At 67.5% G+C, this 14,651-nt stretch carries 14 protein-coding genes; 3 read left to right on the top strand and 11 right to left on the bottom strand.

Annotated elements, in window-relative coordinates; genetic code table 11:
• Positions 1-10: 10 nt before the first annotated feature.
• The 7 genes from AC3WW4_RS12780 to AC3WW4_RS12750 form a co-directional block, all read right to left on the bottom strand.
• Complete coding sequence (locus AC3WW4_RS12780; protein ID WP_488828870.1) at positions 11-1,414, bottom strand: TolC family protein; 1,404 nt, start codon at positions 1,412-1,414, stop codon at positions 11-13.
• A complete protein-coding gene (locus AC3WW4_RS12775) occupies positions 1,411-1,833 on the bottom strand; it encodes a hypothetical protein (RefSeq protein ID WP_488828869.1) in 423 nt (140 codons plus the stop codon). Before AC3WW4_RS12775 ends, AC3WW4_RS12780 begins: the two co-directional genes overlap by 4 nt.
• Before the next feature lie 89 nt (positions 1,834-1,922).
• Entirely contained in the window at positions 1,923-2,348 is a 426-nt protein-coding gene (locus AC3WW4_RS12770) for a hypothetical protein (protein ID WP_488828868.1), read from the bottom strand.
• Between the two features lie 26 nt (positions 2,349-2,374).
• Entirely contained in the window at positions 2,375-2,839 is a 465-nt protein-coding gene (locus tag AC3WW4_RS12765; RefSeq protein ID WP_488828867.1) for a PaaI family thioesterase, read from the bottom strand.
• Between the two features lie 41 nt (positions 2,840-2,880).
• A complete protein-coding gene (locus AC3WW4_RS12760; RefSeq protein WP_488828866.1) occupies positions 2,881-3,858 on the bottom strand; it encodes a thymidylate synthase in 978 nt (325 codons plus the stop codon).
• Between the two features lie 107 nt (positions 3,859-3,965).
• Positions 3,966-4,655, bottom strand: coding sequence for a YiaD family glycine zipper/OmpA-like lipoprotein (locus tag AC3WW4_RS12755; protein ID WP_488828865.1), 690 nt, complete (start codon positions 4,653-4,655; stop codon positions 3,966-3,968).
• Positions 4,656-4,746: 91 nt separating this feature from the next.
• A complete protein-coding gene (locus tag AC3WW4_RS12750) occupies positions 4,747-6,537 on the bottom strand; it encodes an ABC transporter transmembrane domain-containing protein (RefSeq protein ID WP_488828864.1) in 1,791 nt (596 codons plus the stop codon).
• Between the two features lie 90 nt (positions 6,538-6,627).
• On the opposite strand from AC3WW4_RS12750, the gene AC3WW4_RS12745 reads away from it, so the two are divergent.
• From AC3WW4_RS12745 to AC3WW4_RS12735, 3 genes are read left to right on the top strand one after another with little or no spacing between them, the layout of a single operon-like run.
• Positions 6,628-7,209 carry a MarR family winged helix-turn-helix transcriptional regulator gene (locus tag AC3WW4_RS12745; protein WP_488828863.1) on the top strand — a complete coding sequence of 194 codons (582 nt, stop codon included), beginning with the start codon at positions 6,628-6,630 and terminating at the stop codon, positions 7,207-7,209.
• Entirely contained in the window at positions 7,206-8,447 is a 1,242-nt protein-coding gene (locus tag AC3WW4_RS12740; protein WP_488828862.1) for an EmrA/EmrK family multidrug efflux transporter periplasmic adaptor subunit, read from the top strand. Before AC3WW4_RS12745 ends, AC3WW4_RS12740 begins: the two co-directional genes overlap by 4 nt.
• Positions 8,448-8,449: 2 nt before the next feature.
• A complete protein-coding gene (locus AC3WW4_RS12735; RefSeq protein WP_488828861.1) occupies positions 8,450-10,024 on the top strand; it encodes a DHA2 family efflux MFS transporter permease subunit in 1,575 nt (524 codons plus the stop codon).
• A gap of 92 nt (positions 10,025-10,116) precedes the next feature.
• Here AC3WW4_RS12735 and AC3WW4_RS12730 read toward each other — a convergent pair whose 3' ends face one another.
• From AC3WW4_RS12730 to AC3WW4_RS12715, 4 genes are all read right to left on the bottom strand, one after another.
• Positions 10,117-10,890 carry an oxygen-binding di-iron domain-containing protein gene (locus tag AC3WW4_RS12730; protein WP_488828860.1) on the bottom strand — a complete coding sequence of 258 codons (774 nt, stop codon included), beginning with the start codon at positions 10,888-10,890 and terminating at the stop codon, positions 10,117-10,119.
• A 124-nt stretch (positions 10,891-11,014) separates the two neighbouring features.
• The gene (miaA, locus tag AC3WW4_RS12725; RefSeq protein ID WP_488828859.1) at positions 11,015-11,977 is read right to left on the bottom strand and encodes a tRNA (adenosine(37)-N6)-dimethylallyltransferase MiaA; all 963 of its coding nucleotides are present in this window, start codon (positions 11,975-11,977) and stop codon (positions 11,015-11,017) included.
• Entirely contained in the window at positions 11,974-13,239 is a 1,266-nt protein-coding gene (locus AC3WW4_RS12720; RefSeq protein ID WP_488828858.1) for a multidrug effflux MFS transporter, read from the bottom strand. Before AC3WW4_RS12720 ends, miaA begins: the two co-directional genes overlap by 4 nt.
• A complete protein-coding gene (locus AC3WW4_RS12715) occupies positions 13,226-14,641 on the bottom strand; it encodes a pseudouridine synthase (protein WP_488828857.1) in 1,416 nt (471 codons plus the stop codon). Before AC3WW4_RS12715 ends, AC3WW4_RS12720 begins: the two co-directional genes overlap by 14 nt.
• Positions 14,642-14,651 lie beyond the last annotated feature (10 nt).

The following is a 14,651-nucleotide window of genomic DNA, read 5'->3' as shown; positions in this document are numbered from 1 at the left end:
GTGTCCTTGTTCAGTGGCCGGCGCCCGCGGCCTCGGGGGCGGCGGAGCGTGGGACGGTGGAGGCGCTGAGGTTGGCAGGGCCGACGAGGGCCATGTCCAGGTCGGCCTGGGCCAGCCAGAAGTCGCGCAGGGTGTCGATGTAGGTGGCCACGCCGCTGATTTGGGCGCGGGCATCGGCCAGCAGTTCGAACACGCCGATGAGCATGTCGTTGTAGCGCAGCAGGTTTTCGTCGGCGATGCGTTGGCGCAGGGGCACGACCTCATCGCGCTGGTGGCGGGCGATGTCGTAGGCCGAGCGGTAGTTGCCGTAGGCCTCGCGCACTTCGGAGCGGGCGTGGATGGCGGTGTCCGCGGCTGCGTGCAGGGACTGCATGTAGATGGCCTCGGCCTTGGCCACGCGGGCGCCGCCCCAGTTGAACAGGGGCAGCTCCAGGCTCACTTCCCAGCCACGGGTGGTGGGAGCTTCGTTGGACGAGTTGCGGATCAGGCCCAGCTCCAGCACGTTGATGAAGCGCGTGGTTTGGGTGAGGCCCAGGTTGCGCGCGGTTTGCTCGGTGGCGAGGCGGGCGGCTTGCACGTCCAGCCGCTGGGCGATGGCGGTGCGTTCCGCATCAGGCAGGTCTCGCACGGTGGGGGGCAGATCGGGCAGGCGGTCGGGCAGTTGAAAGGCGGTTTGGTCGCCCCACAGGCCCAGCAGGCGGATGAGGCGTTCGCGCGTGGCCGCTTCATGGCGCTGGGCGCGGGCCAGGCCTTGGGCAGCGTCGGCATAGAAGCTTTGCTCGCGGGCTTGCTGCAGCTTGTTGAAGTTGCCCACCTGGGCCATGCGGCGGGCCAGCTCGGCACTGGCTTCGGCGGCTTGCATGACCTGGTCCATGTAGCGGGTGGTTTCCTTGGCAGCTAGGGCCTCGTAGTAGGCCTTGCGGGTGCGGCTGGCGAGTTGCAGCACCTGTTGGGCGGTTTGCGCCTGGGCTTGGGCGAAGCGGCGGTTTTCGAGCTGTTGCACGGTGGGCATCAGCAGCAGGCGGGCGAGGTTGACGTGCACGCTGCGCTCAATCTCGCGCTCGTCACCCGTGCGTTGTTTGCCGAATGAGAAGCCGGGGTTGGGCAGGCGACCGGCTTGCACCACGTCGGCCTCGGTGATGCCCAGCTCGGCCAGCGAGGTTTGCAGGCCGCGGTTGTTCAGCAAGGCGATTTGTACGACGCTGTCGGCAGACAAGGGCTGGGCCAGCAATTCGGATACGCGCTGGGCGGTGCGGTCGTGGTCGGCATCGGTCTGGATGCGTTGCACCGCCTGGCCGGTGTGGGCCTGGGTCAGGGTGTTGACGGGGCCCAGGCCACCGTCGGGGCTGAAGCTGGCGCAGCCGCCCAGCAGCAGGGCCAGCGCCAGGGGTGTGAGGAGGCGGGCGCGGGTCATGGCTGGCCTCCGTGTTGGTGCCGGTGGGAGGTGCCGTGCGAGTCGTGGTGTTGGTGGTTTGGTTGGCCGGGCGCTTTGCCGGCGCCTGACGCACTGGGCACGCTGGCCGGCGGCGAGGCTGCCGCCGGTGGGGCGACGGGGGCATCGGGCGCATGGGCCTCGCGGGCATAGGCGCGCCAGCCACCAATTTGCGCGGTCAGGTCGTTGGCCTGACGCCAAGCGCCGACTTCGACCTCGGTGTGTGCCTGGTAGCGGGCGAAGGCCGAGGTGTGGCGCAGCGGTGGCACGGGGGCATCCGCCTGCAAGGGATTGGGGCGTGATGGTGGGGCGCTGACAGCGGTTTGGGCGTGCAGGCCGGGGGCGAGCCAGGCCAGTGCCAACAGCACGGGCAGGCGCCAGTGGGAAAGGGAAACGCTCATGGCATCCTCGCGAACCTGAGGGGCCGCGCCAGCCAGTGACTGAACACGGACGAAGGGTCAGCAACGCCCGCGTGTGCAGGCGCTGCGCGTCAGGCGAGGCGGTGTTGAGGCGGGCGTTCGAGGCTGTCGAGCGGCGGGGCGACGCCCGCGGTCATGGTCACCGACACCAGCTCGGTGTTCAACGCGATGACGGGCAGGCGAAATGCCAGGTGAGGCAAGGCGGCGCAGAGCGCGCAGTGGGCGCCGCCACAGCCGTGGTCTGCGCCTGCTTGGGCTTTGTCGTGGCAGTGGGCCTGGCCGGAGGCGCAATGGCGGTCTGCGTTGGCAAGGGCCTGGGGTTGGGCAGCTGAGTGGGCATGCGACACATGCTGCATCTCGGGCGGCATGGGGTGCGCGGTGTGAGCTGGTGCGGCGCCGTGGTCGTGCGTGTGCGCCGAGCGTGCCATGGCCTGACCCTGCAGGGGCAGGATCAGCATCGTCAGGCAGATCAGCAGCAGACGGACCAGTTGGCTCATGGCATCAGCCTAGCACAAGCGGCGATTTACTCAATGGATTCGGCGGTGCTGACCCCACCGTCCACTGCGGGAGCGGGTGGGCGGCGGTATTTGAAGGTGCCCATGGCCTTGGCCACGGAGCGTCCTTCGGTGTCGGTGATCTCGGCCTCGCAGAAGCAGGTGGACTTGCCGCCCCCGGTGACTTTGGCCGTGGTGGTGAGGGGGCCGTGCCCAGGTGCGAGGAAGTTGACCGTGACGCCGGTGGACACCACCGACAGCCGGAACCCTTGTTGGGCCATCGCGGCGCGGGCCATGGTCGTGTCCAACAGGGTCATGAGCACGCCGCCGTGGATGGCGCCGTGCATGTTGGTCAGCTCGGGGCGCGGTTGCAAGACGGTTTGAGCCCAGCCTTTGCTCAGGCCAGTCGATTCGGCTCCCAGCAGGTTCAGGAAAGGGTTGCCGAAATGGGGCTGCGGCAGATCGATGTCGGTGGACGGTTCGGACGAGGACATGGGGACTGCGAATGCGGGCGTGGAGGCCGAAGGCCGGCCGATCACACCGCCATGGGAGCGGTGAGCGGGGCGTGGTGTTGGTAGCCTTCCAGCCAGAAGTCGGAGGGTTCGACCTTCTCCAGCCACTCGGGCTCGTACTGACCCGTCACGGCGTAGTCGGGGATGCGGTCCGACAAGACCAGCTTGGGCGCGGGGAAGGGCTCGCGCTGGAGTTGCTCTTGCAGCATGTCCACGTGGTTTTCGTAGATGTGCGCGTCGCCGATGAAGTAGGTGAACCAGCGTGGCTTGTAGCCGGTGAGGCGGCCCATCAGGGTCAGCAGCGCGGCGCCTTCGGTGAGGTTGAAGGGGGTGCCCAGGCCCACGTCGTTGCTGCGGATGTACAGGCACAGCGAGATCTCGCCCTTGGCCTGGTTGACCAGGAACTGGTAGAGCAGGTGGCAAGGCGGCAGGGCCATTTCTTCGAGCTGCGCCCAGTTCCAGCCGTGGAAGATGATGCGGCGGTTGCCGGGGTCCTTGATGATGGTGTCCAGGCACTGGCGCAGCTGGTCCACGGCCTTGTAGAGCAGGACTTGCTCGCCCTGGCCATCGGTGCGGTCGAAGCGGCCCAGCAGTTGGTAGCCGCGCGCGGTGGCGTCTTCGATCTGGCGGGTCTCACCGGCGGGCAGCATCTTGTAGGCCGGCCAGTTGCGCCATTGCACGCCGTACACGGGGCCCAGGTCGTCTTCACCCAGGCGGTAGGGGTTGGCCAGCCAGGCCAGGTTTTCGTTGGCGTTCTGGTCCCACACCTTGCAGCCCAGGGCGCGGAACTCGGCGGCGTTGCGGCTGCCGCGCAAGAAACCAACCATCTCGCCCACGGCCGACTTGAAGGCCAGCTTTTTGGTGGTGACGGCCGGGAAGCCCTCTTGCAGGTCGAAACGCATCATGGCGCCGGGCATGCTCAGGGTGCGCACGCCGGTGCGGTTGTCCTGCCAGCTGCCGGTGTCGAAGATGGATTGAACGAGGTCGAGGTACTGTTTCATGGAGGGCTACAACGAACAACAGCCAGCGTGTTGCTGGCTGTATTGTCGCAGGTGACGAAAACCCCCAGATTGGCGTATTTCACACCCAATCCGGGGCTCTGCAGACCTTATTGCTGAGCCGGGTCGCGCAGGAAGATTTCCACGCGGCGGTTCTTGGCTTGGCCCGCCGACGTGGCGTTGCTGGCGATGGGCTCACGCGAACCACGGCCTGAGGTCTCAATGCGCGAGGACGAGACACCGCGGTCGCTCAGGTAGTACTTGACGCTGTCAGCACGTTGCTGCGACAGGGGGTTGTTGATGGCGTCGGTGCCGGTGCTGTCGGTGTGGCCCACGATGCGCACGATCATGCCGCTGCCATTGGTGGTCAGGCCGTTTGCGAAGGTGTCGAGCACAGAACGCAGCTCGGGCTTGAGGGTGGCGCTGTTGCGGTCGAACGAAATGTCGCTGGGGATGTTGACCTTCAGCTGGTTGTCGTTGGTGCGCGTGACTTCGACCGGGGTGCCTGCGGTGGCTTGCTCCATGGCAGCTTGCTGTTGCTGCATGCGCTTGGACCACAGGTTGCCGGCGATGGCGCCAGCCGCCGCGCCGATGGCGGCGCCGCGCACCGTGTTGTCACCACCCGTGGCGTTGCCAATGATGGCCCCGGCAATGGCGCCCAGGCCCGCGCCCTTGGCGGTACCTTGTTGGGTTTGATCCATGTTCGCGCAGCCCGTGGCCGCGATGGAGGCGGCCACGGCCACGATCAGGGCAGGGCGGCTCAGGCGGGCGGCAGCTTGGGAGGTTTTGGCGAAGGTCATGTGTCTTCCTTTATCGGTAGAGCGAGGCAGGGCCTCGGAACTGGCTTGTCACCTTAACGCGCGAAGGGCTCACAGCGATGACAGGCCCTCATCAGGCCGGAGCCTGATCGAACTGCATGGAGGCCAGCTTGGCGTAGAGTCCGTTGCGGTTCATCAGCTCCGCATGGGTGCCGACATCGACGATGGCCCCGGCCTCCAGCACGATGATGCGGTGGGCATTGACCACGGTGCTCAGGCGGTGGGCAATGACCAGGGTGGTTCGGTCTTTCATGGCCTCTTCAAGCGCGGCCTGCACGGCCCGCTCGCTTTCAGTATCAAGCGCACTGGTGGCTTCGTCAAGCAGCAGCAGTGGCGCGTTTTTCAAGATGGCGCGGGCAATGCTGATGCGTTGGCGCTGTCCGCCCGACAGGCGCACGCCGCGCTCGCCCAGGAAGGTGGCGTAGCCTTCGGGCAGCTGGGTGATGAAGTCGTGGGCATGGGCGGCGCGCGCGGCGGCTTGCACTTCCTCGTCGGTGGCGCCGGGGCGGCCGTAGCGGATATTTTCCAGCGCGCTGGTCGAGAAGATGACGCTGTCTTGCGGGACGATGCCGATGCGCTCGCGCAGGGCTTCGAGGCTCAGCTGGCGGATGGGCACGCCGTCCAGGTCGATCTGGCCGGATTGGGGATCGTAAAAACGCAGCAACAACTGAAACACCGTGCTTTTGCCAGCGCCGCTGGGGCCGACCAGGGCGATGGTTTCGCCGGGCTGCACTTCCAGGTTGAGGTGGCTGAGCGCGCTTTGCGTGGGCCGCGAGGGGTAGCTGAAGCTCAGGTCGCGCACGCTCAGGCGCGAGCCACCGTGGGCGGCCGGCAGGCTTTGCGGTTGGGCGGGCGACTGGATGGGCGAGCGGGTTTGCAGCAGCTCGACCAGGCGCTCGGTGGCGCCGGCGGCCCGCAGGATGTCGCCATAGACCTCGGACAGGGCGGCCACCGAACTCAGCAACAGGATGACGTAGACCACGGTCTGACCCATGTGGCCGGCGGTGATCTGGCCTTGCAGCACGGCCTGGGTGCCCTGGTACAGGCCCCACAGCAGCGCGCCGGTGGTGGCGGTGATGATGAAGCCCACCAGCACGGCGCGGGCCTTAATGCGGCGCTCGCCGGTTTTGAAGGCGCCTTCGGTGGCGTCGTCAAAGCGGCGGGCTTCGCGTTGCTCGGCGGTGTAGCTTTGCACCACGGGCACGGCGTTGAGCACCTCGGCGGCAATGGCGCTGGCGTCGGCCACGCGGTCCTGGCTGTCACGCGAGAGGCGGCGCACGCGGCGGCCGTAGGCGATGGCGGGCAGCACGACCAGCACCAGCCCGCCGATGACCTGGGCCATCACATAAGGGTTGGTGACGATGAGCATGGTCAGGGCGCCGGCGGCCATGATGGCGTTGCGCAGTCCCATCGACACGCTGGTGCCCACCACGGTCTGAATCAGCGTCGTGTCGGCCGTGAGGCGGGACAGCACCTCGCCGCTTTGCGTGGTCTCGAAAAACGCGGGGCTTTGGCGCAGCACGTGGGCGTACACGGCACGCTTGAGGTCGGACGTGATGCGCTCGCCCAACCAGGTCACCATGAAGTAGCGCGAGGCCGAGAACACGCCCAGCGCGGCCCCCACGCCGAACAGGGCCAGGAAGTGCTCGCGCAGGGCCATGACGCGCTCGTTCGGATCGGCCGAGACGATGCCCTGGTCAATGAGGGTGCGCAGGGCGATGGGCAACACCAGGGTGGTCAGCGCGGCCAGGATCAGAAAGACCAGTGCCACCGCGATGCGGCCTTTGTAAGGCGCGACAAAGGGGCCCAGGGCGCGCAAGGCGCTGGGGGATTTGACGGGGGCGGGGCCAGTGGCTTTGGACATGGTGCGAACGAAGTGAGGGTCAGCCATTATCTTGCCATCGGGATTTTCTTGCCTTGACAATGGTTGCTTAGGCAAATAAATTGTGGGCCCATGTCTCGATCGCCTTCTGCCGACCCGCCTGAGTGCCCCGATTTCTATCGCCTGTGCACGTTCGTCCGTGAAGACAGCCCCGGCTACCTGATGCGCCGCATCATGCAGGTGGTGGTCAACCAGCTGGACCGCCGTCTGGAGGTGGGCGAGTTGACCTACGCGCAGTGGGCGCCGCTGTACCTGATCCAGCGCATGGAGCAGCCCACGCTGGCCACTTTGGCGCGCGAGTTGCGCACCGACCCGGGTGCGATGACGCGCACGCTCGACCGGCTGGAGGCCAAGGGCCTGTGCCGCCGCGAGCGCTCGACCGAAGACCGCCGCGTGATGCACCTGTCGCTCACGCCCGAGGGCGAAGCTGCCACTGCGCCGGTGCCGCAGTTGCTGTGCGAGATTTCGAATGAGCTGTTGAGCGGCTTCAGCCACGAGGAGTGGCAGACCTTCATGGGCCTGTTGCGCCGCGTGGCCGGCAATGCGGAGGCGCTGCAGGCGCAGGCGCCACTGCATGTGGTCAGCTCGGGTTGCGACACCCGCCCAGATACCCCCCCAGTCAAGCGGCATCGTCAGCCGGGAGAACCTTCATGAGCAGTACCGATTCCGCATCCCCCGTGGCGGCGCCGCCGGCCCGTCGCAAGAAAGCCTTGCGCGCCATCGCCATCGCGGTGGTGCTGGGCAGTGTGGCCTATGGCGCCTACTACGGCTTGTTTGCCAGCCACTACGAACACACCGACAACGCCTATGTGCAGGCCAACATCGTGCAACTGACACCGCAGGTGGGTGGCACGGTGTTGAGCATTGGCGCCGACGATACCGACCGTGTGCAGGCCGGGCAGGTGCTCGTCAAGCTCGATGCGGCGGATGCCCAGGTGGCCCTGGACCAGGCCGAGGCGCAGCTGGCGCAGACCGTGCGCGAGGTGCGCACGCTGTTTGCCAACAACGCCACCTTGTCGGCCCAGATTGCCTTGCGCGAGGCCGAGCTGGGCAAGGCGCGCAATGACGTGGTTCGTGCGCAAGACGACGTGAAGCGCCGCGAGCCCTTGTGGGCCAGTCGCGCCATTGGCAAGGAAGAGTACGACCACGCCACCTCGCAACTGGCCTCGGCCCGCAGTGCGGTGGCGGCAGCCGAGTCGGCGTTGGCAGCAGCCCGCCAGCAACTCAGTGCCAACCAAACCTTGACCGAGGGCACCTCGGTGGCCGCCCACCCGAATGTGGCGCGTGCCGCCTCGCGGGTGCGGGAGGCTTACCTGGCCGTGCAGCGCGTGACGCTGCGCTCGCCGGTGGATGGCTATGTGGCCAAGCGCAGTGTGCAACTGGGCCAGCGTGTGCAGGCCGGCTCGCCCATGATGTCGGTGGTGACGCTGGACCAGGCCTGGGTGGACGCCAACTTCAAGGAAAGCCAGTTGCAGCGTCTGCGCATGGGACAAGCCGCCACGCTGACGGCCGATGTGTACGGCCGAAAGGTGGTGTACCACGGCACCGTGGTGGGCCTGGGGGCGGGCACGGGCGCTGCGTTTTCGCTGTTGCCGGCGCAAAACGCCACGGGCAACTGGATCAAGGTGGTGCAGCGCGTGCCGGTGCGCGTGGCGCTGAAGCCCGAAGAAGTGAAGGCGCACCCCTTGCGCGTGGGCTTGTCGATGGAAGTGGAAGTGGATGTGAGCCAGCAAGATGGCCCGGTGTTGGCCCAGGCGCCTCGCGCCGGGGCGGTACGCAGCACCACCGTGTTTGACAACCTGCAAGCCGATGCCGATGCACGTGTGAGCCGCATCATCGCGGCCCATCTGGGCCAGCAGGGGGGCGTGCGCGCTGGCCCGCACGGCGTGTGAGCATGGCACAGCCCGGCTCGGCCGCGTCACCGCTGGCGCACCCTCCGCTCACGGGCCGGTCCTTGGCCCTGGGCACGCTGGCCTTGTCGCTGGCCACCTTCATGAACGTGCTGGACTCGTCGATTGCGAACGTGTCCTTGCCGGCCATTGCCGGTGATCTGGGGGTGAGCCCTGCGCAGGGCACCTGGGTCATCACCAGCTTCGGGGTGGCCAACGCCATCTCGGTGCCGCTGACGGGGTGGCTCACGCAGCGATTCGGGGCGGTGCGCCTGTTCACGGCCAGTGTGCTCTTGTTTGTGCTGGCCTCATGGCTGTGCGGCTTTGCGCCGTCGCTGGAATGGCTGATTGCGTTTCGGGTGCTGCAGGGGCTGGTGGCGGGGCCGATGATCCCGTTGTCGCAGACCTTGTTGTTGCAGAGCTACCCGCCGGCCAAGGCGGGCACGGCACTGGCCTTGTGGGCGATGACCACACTGGTGGCGCCGGTGACTGGGCCCTTGTTGGGTGGCTGGATCACGGACAACGTGTCCTGGCCCTGGATTTTTTACATCAACGTGCCGGTGGGCTTGGGTGCGGCGCTGGTGACCTGGCGCATCTATGCCAAGCGTGACACCCCCACGCGCAAGCTGCCCATCGACACGGTGGGGCTGGCTTTGCTGGTGCTGTGGGTGGGCGCGCTGCAGATCATGCTCGACAAGGGCAAGGAGCTGGAGTGGTTCGAGAGTGGCCAGATCGTCATCCTCGGCCTGGTGGCTTTGGTGAGCTTTGTGGTCTTCCTGGTCTGGGAGCTGACCACCGAGCACCCGGTGGTGGAACTGCGCCTGTTTGCCACGCGCAACTTCGCGGTGGGAGCGCTGGCCCTGTCGGTGGGCTACGGCCTGTTCTTTGGCAATGTGGTGCTGTTGCCGCTGTGGTTGCAGCAGTACATGGGCTACACCGCCTCGGCCGCCGGCATGGCGATTGCGCCGGTGGGCGTGCTGGCCATCCTGCTGTCCCCCCTGGTGGGCAAGAATGTGGCGCGGGTCGATCCGCGCAAGATGGCCACCGTGTCCTTCCTGGTGTTTGCGGTGGTGCTGTGGATGCGTTCGCGCTTCAACACCCTGGCTGACTTCGACACCATCATGGTGCCCACCATCTTGCAGGGTGCCGCGTTGGCCTTCTTCTTCATTCCCTTGAGTGCCATCACGCTGTCGGGGCTGTCACCGGAGCGCATCCCGTCGGCGTCGGGCTTGAGCAACTTTGCGCGCATCACGGCCGGGGCCATGGGCACCTCGCTGGTGACCACCCTGTGGGATGACCGCGCCACCATGCACCATGCCCACCTGACCGAGCATGTGACGCGCACCGACCCCGGTGCGATGGACGCGTTCACGACCTTGATGAACAGCGGCATGAGCTTTGAGCAGGCCGCCCTGCAGATCACGAGGCTGATCGATCAGCAGGCCTTCACGCGCTCGGCCAACGATGTGTTCCTGGCGTCGGCGGTGTTGTTCGTGGCCTTGATTCCAATGGTGTGGCTGGCACGTCGGCCGAGCCCGCGTGCCGCAGGCGCGGCCACCGATGCGGGCGGGGCGCACTGACCCAAGCAAAAGACGCCCGGAAAGGGCGTCTTCAGAGACCACGCGGCAGGGCGTGATCGGGGGCCGGAGCGGGCCGGGGCAGCCCGAGGGGGTCAGACGCCAGGCACGGTGTAGTTGGCGTCGGTCATCAGGTCGATGCCGCACGACAGGCCTTCAACCCAGTCGATGAACTCCTTGACGGCAGGGCCGGCCAGCGGGGCACCGTGCTGCGGCACGATCATGTGGATGTCCATCTGGCGCGCCATGCGGGCCCAGAAGCGCAGGATCTTGCCCGAGACCATGTAGCGGCGGTGGAACGCTTCCATGCCGTTGGGCAGGGGCGAGAGCGAGGTGATGTAGTCCGAGGCCTTGTTCTTGCCCAGGAAGTTCACGCCCAGGTCACCCGAGAACAGGATCTTGCTGATCGGGTCGTAGAACTGGAAGTTGCCTTCGGCGTGCATGAAGTGCGCCGGCACCGCGATCAGCTTGCAGTCGCCAATGGAGATGTGCATGCCCGGGTCAGGGATGCCGACCACGCGGCCCAGCGTTTTGCCGGGTTTGCAGAAGTGGGGCACGAAGCGCTCCCACAGGGTCGACACATACAGCTTGGCATCGGGGGTGGCCGTCATCCAGCGGTCGAGCGAGGCGATGATGTCCGGGTCGGCGTGCGAGGCGATGATGGCCGACAGGCGCGAGGGCGGGAAGTACTTGGTCATGCCCAGGTACAGCTCGCTGTAGGCGAGGTTGCCGCCCGGGTCAATGATGGCGCCGGTGTCGTCGTTGACGATCAGAAACTGGTTGGCTTGAACAGCCTCTCCACCCTCCATGCTGAGGTCGGAAAACATCAGGCACACGTGGCCCTTGTGACGGAATAGTTCGTGAGGCATGTTGGATCTCGATCAAGTTGAACCAGAGTAGGGCGATCTTGCGCCATCAGGCTTAACTCAGGTCAAATCCAATGGAATTGACCGGAATCATGAATCCAAGGTGTTGCGTGGGGGATGCAACGGTTCAGGTGCGCGCCAACAGGTGGTGGCGGATGGCGGGCAAAGGGTCGCCCGCATCACAGGCCACCACATGGCGCAGGGGCATGCTGCGCAGCCAGGTGATCTGGCGCTTGGCCAGCTGGCGGGTGGCAGCAATGCCCTTGTCCATCACCTCGCGCAGCACGGCGGGCTGGTCGAGGTCCAAGCCCGCATCCAGCGCCTCCCACACCTGGCGGTAACCCACACAGCGAATCGACGGCAGGCCCACATGTAGATCGGGACGCTGGCGCAGGCGCTTGACCTCGTCGATGAAGCCAGCGGCCATCATCTGCTCGAATCGCAGCGCGATGCGCTGGTGCAGCCAGGCGCGGTCGGTGGGCTCCAGCGACACCAGGATGGCATCGTGCACCGGGGCCTGCGCGCTGCTGCGGGTGTGGAAGGCCGACAGCGGGCGGCCGCTGCTGTGCCACACCTCCAGCGCACGCTGGATGCGCTGCGTGTCGCCCGGGGCCAGGCGGGCGGCGGTGACCGGGTCCACCTGGGCGAGGTCGGCGTGCAGGGCCGCGCTGCCGCGTGCGGCCATCTGGGCATCGAGCACGGCGCGGATCACCGGGTCGGCGGGGGGCAGCTCGTCCAGACCCTCCAGCAGGGCCTTGATGTAGAGCATGGTGCCGCCCACCAGCAGCGGGGTGCGCCCGCGTGCCCGAATTTCGCCGATCAGGCGGTGCGTGTCTTGCACAAAGCGGGCGGCGCTGTAGCTCTCGGTGGGATCGAGGATGTCGATGAGGTGGTGGGGCACCTGGGCGAGTTCGTCGGCTGTGGGCTTGGCGGTGCCAATGTCCATACTGCGGTAGATCAGGGCCGAATCGACGCTGATGATTTCCAGATCGACCTCGCGGGCCAGCGCCAGGGCCGCGGCGGTTTTGCCGCAGGCGGTGGGGCCGGCCAGGATCCAGGTGGGGGGCTGCGGGTTCAGCTCAGGGCTCATGCGTCTCTCCGGGGCAGGCCGTCACGTTGCACGCGCCGCAGCGCCACCCAGGCGGTGCACACGCCGCCCAGGCCCATGCCCAGCGTCATGGGGTAGAGGGTGCCGGCCCAGCCGGGCAGCGAGGTCCACCACGACAGCACCGCGCCCACCCCAAAGGCCATGCTGGCCAGCACGAAGCCGGACAGGGCCGACGCGGCACCCGCCTGCTTGGGGAAGGCGGCGACCACGCCGGTCTGCCCGCAGGGCTGGTGGATGCCGTGGCCGATGGCATAGAGCCACATGCCGGGCAGCAAGGCCACCGGATGCACGCGCCATCCCAGGCTGAACTGCGCCACGGCTACCAGTGCGATGGCCAGCCCGCCTGAGAAGGAGAGCCAACCGCCGATGCGGATGGTGCGGATCAGCCCGATGCGGTGCAGGGCGCGGCGGCACACGAAGGTGCCCCCCAGGTAGGCCAGCGACAAGGAGGCCATGATGACGCCATAGACGGTGCGGCTGGTTTGCAGCACGTCGATGAAGGCGAAGGCCGACAGCGCCAGGTACACATACAGCCCGCCATAGGTGGACGAGGTGAGCAGGGTGTGGGCACGGAAGGTGGGGTGTTTGGAGATCTGCCACCACTGGCTCACCAGCTTGAGCCAGGGCTGAGGGAGCTGGCGCCGGTGCGCTGGCAGGGTCTCGGGCAGCTTGCGCCAGATGAACAGCAGGATCAGGCTGGAGAACAGCAACATCAGGCCCATGGTGGCCCGCCAGCCGCCCAGCGTGGCCGCGATGGCGCCCACGACCGGACCCAGCAAGGCCAGAACCCCGAGCAGGCCCATGCCCTTGGTCATCACCTTGGCGCCTTCTTCGGGGGGGTACAGGTCGCGGATCATGGCGCGACCACACACCACCGCCGCCGACAGGCTGGCGCCCTGGGCGATGCGCGCCAGCAGCACCACCGTCAGGTCGGGTGCAAAAGCGGCGGCGGCGCTGGCCAGCACATACAAGCCCAGCCCCCAGCGCAGCACGGGCTGGCGTCCCACGCGGTCGGCCACCGGGCCCCACACCAGTTGCCCGATGCCAAAGGCCATGATCAGCACCGACAGGGTCCACTGCACCTGGGGCGAGGTCAGTGACAGGGCGCGCTGCATTTCCGGCAGGGCCGGCAGGTACATGTCGGTGCTCAGCGGTTGCAGGCCCGTCAACAGGCCCACGGCCATCACGGCCACCCAGGCCGGCACCGAGGGGGTGCCGCGGGTGTCAGGATCAGAAGCGCTCATCAGGTCTCAGGAAACGCCATTGGCCGACGGGCAATTTGCCCAGGGTGACGCTGCCCATGCGCACGCGCTTGAGGCCCACCACTTTGAGGCCGACTTGCTCGCACATGCGGCGGATCTGGCGCTTGCGGCCTTCGCGCAGCACGAAGCGCAGTTGCTGCTCGTTCTGCCAGGACACCTGGGCATGGCGCAGTTGGCGACCGTCCAGCTCCAGGCCGAAGCGCAGGCGTTCGATGGCTTCGGGCGGCACCACGGCCGAGACGTTCTCGGCACCGGGCTCGGGCATGTACTCCACGCGCACCAGGTATTCCTTCTCCACGCCGGAGTCTTCACCGATCAGGTGTTTGGCGATGCGCCCGTCTTGCGAGAGCACCAGCATGCCGGTGGAGTCGATGTCGAGGCGGCCGCAGGGGGCCAGGTGCTTGAGGTGACCGCGCGTCAGCTTGATCGGCATGCGGTCATCGGCCCAGCGGTTCTCGGGCGTGATCAGGACGACGGCAGGCTCATAGCCATCTTCGGCCTGGCCGCTGACGTAGCCGATGGGCTTGTGCAGCAAGATGGTGACGCGTTCGGCCTGCTGCGTGCGGGCCAGCGGGTCGATGGTGACCTCGACGTCAGGGGGGACGCGGGTGCCGAGTTCGGCCACCACTTCGCCATTGACGCGCACCCAGCCGTGTTCGATCCACTCGTCGGCTTCGCGGCGCGAGGCCAGGCCCCGTTCGCTCATCAGCTTGGACAGGCGCACGCGGCCGTCGTGATCAACCTCGGCGGCGGCAGCGGGCGCTTGGGCGCGTGCGGGCTGAGTCGGACGCGTGTCAGGGCGTGCGTCAGGGTGGCGCGGGCGATCGCCGGGACCCATGGCGCGGCGGTCATCCCGACGCTCGTAGCGGCTGTCGGGGCGACCGTCGTCGCGCCGCGGGGGCGATTGGCGCTGTGCTGCGCGCTCGTCGTCACGGCGGGGGGCGCTGCCGAACGGGGCGCGGCGGTCATCGCGGCGATCGTTGCGGACATCACCTTGGCGGGGATCACCTTGGCGCGGATCGCGGCGCGGGTCCTGACGGTTGTCACGTGCGCCTCGTTCGTCGCGGGCTGGGCGGTTTTGCCATTCATCACGGGGGGCATCGCCTTGACGCGGGCGATCGCCATAGGGCGCGCGCTCGGGGTTGGCGGGGCGGGCACGGCGATCGTCACGCGGGCCGCGTTCGTCGCGGCCATGGACGGGCTCTGCGGGGGGCGAGCGGCGTGGGCGGGCTGCTGCCTCTTCACGGGCTTGTGCGGCCTCGGCGGCCGTCATGCGCTTGCGGGGGGCCGTGCCGCGCACGGGCGGCTTGCGGAAGGCGTCGGCGCCAGAGGGGGCGTCAGCCTGGGCAGGGGGGCGCAGGCTCAGTTTTTTACGTTCGGTCATAGTCGGTTCC

The sequence above is a fragment of the Aquabacterium sp. TM01 genome (assembly GCF_057808345.1).
This window is presented reverse-complemented; position numbering and strand designations above follow the sequence as displayed.